The sequence below is a fragment of the Kitasatospora sp. NPDC023120 genome, from assembly GCF_055560835.1.
The window spans coordinates 2,130-3,348 of the sequence record NZ_JBVHHY010000092.1; the positions used below are offsets into that span (position 1 = coordinate 2,130).

General features: G+C 67.8%; 1 protein-coding gene. It reads right to left on the minus strand.

What is annotated here, in order from left to right; all coding sequences use genetic code 11:
* The coding region (locus tag ACZ3TI_RS40790; protein WP_465735624.1) for a 2-oxo acid dehydrogenase subunit E2 at positions 1 to 1,219 on the minus strand (1,219 nt) is incomplete at both ends.

Consider the following 1,219-nt stretch of genomic DNA (forward strand, 5'->3'; position numbering starts at 1 on the left):
GGCCGACGTACTTGGTCTGCAGGAAGGTCTCGAAGGCCTCGGCCGAGTTCAGCCGGCGCAGGATCCGCAGCTGCTCCTCGCGCTCGGGCTTCGTGTACGGCTTCTCCAGGCGCTCCTGCAGCCACTTGCGCTGCTTCGGGTCCTGGATGTGCATGTACTCGATGCCGACGGTGCGGCAGTAGGTGTTGCGCAGCAGGCCGAGGATGTCGCGGAGCTTCATCATCTTCTGGCCGCCGAAGCCGCCGACCGCGAACTCGCGTTCCAGGTCCCACAGGGTGAGGCCGTGGGTGGTGACGTCCAGGTCGGGGTGCTTGCGCTGCTTGTACTCCAGCGGGTCGGTGTCGGCCATGAGGTGGCCGCGGACCCGGTAGGAGTGGATCAGCTCCATGACGCGGGCGGTCTTGTTGACCTCGTCGTCGTGGGTGGTGGCGACGTCGGTGGCCCAGCGGACCGGCTCGTACGGGATCCGCAGCGACTCGAAGATCTCGTCGTAGAAGCCGTTCTCGCCGAGCAGTAGGCGGTGGATCTCGCGCAGGAACTCGCCGGACGCCGCGCCCTGGATGACGCGGTGGTCGTAGGTCGAGGTCAGCGTCATGATCTTGGAGACGCCGAGGCGGGCCAGGGTCTCCGGGGCGGAGCCCTGGAACTCGGCCGGGTACTCCATGGCGCCGACGCCGACGATGGTGCCCTGGTTCTGCATCAGGCGCGGCACGGAGTGCACGGTGCCGATGCCGCCGGGGTTGGTCAGCGAGACCGTGACGCCGGTGAAGTCGTCCATGGTCAGCTTGTTGGCGCGGGCCCGGCGGACGATGTCCTCGTAGGCCTGCCAGAAGCCGAAGAAGTCGAGGGTCTCGGCCTTCTTGATGGCCGCGACGACGAGCTGACGGTCACCGTTCGGCTTGACCAGGTCGATGGCCAGGCCGAGGTTGACGTGCTCCGGCTTGACCAGGAAGGCCTTGCCGTCCTCCACCTTGTAGCTGTGGTTCATGCCCGGGGCGGCCTTGATGGCCTGGACCAGGGCGTAACCGATCAGGTGGGTGAAGGAGACCTTGCCGCCGCGGGCGCGCTGCAGGTGGTTGTTGATGACGATGCGGTTGTCGATCAACAGCTTCGCCGGAACGGCGCGGACCGAGGTCGCGGTCGGCACCTCCAGCGAGGCGTCCATGTTGGCGGCGACGGCCTTCGCCGGGCCACGCAGCTGGACCAGCTCGGGGCCGGC